The following is a 242-nucleotide window of genomic DNA, read 5'->3' as shown; positions in this document are numbered from 1 at the left end:
GCTGGAACAGAAAGACCTCATCAGCACGCGCCAGCGACGGTGCCAGATCGTTCTTGCTGACGCCCATCTTCATGGTATTAGAGCGTGGCTCCAGCACAGCCAGGATACGCGCTCTGCCGGCAACTTTGCTACGCAGGGCAGCCAGCGTCGCCAGAATCGCGGTCGGATGGTGGGCGAAGTCATCATAGACTTTGATGCTGTTCACTTCGCCGCGCAGCTCCAGCCGTCGACGCGCATTGATA

1 protein-coding gene is annotated in these 242 nt (G+C 59.5%); it reads right to left on the bottom strand.

The window, feature by feature from the left end:
- Nucleotides 1–242: glutamate ligase domain-containing protein (locus SB756_RS34400; protein WP_410913796.1), on the bottom strand; the 242-nt coding region annotated here is incomplete at both ends.

It is taken from the genome of Pseudomonas sp. SIMBA_068, assembly GCF_046534705.1.
Lineage (GTDB): Bacteria > Pseudomonadota > Gammaproteobacteria > Pseudomonadales > Pseudomonadaceae > Aquipseudomonas > Aquipseudomonas putida.
This window is presented reverse-complemented; position numbering and strand designations above follow the sequence as displayed.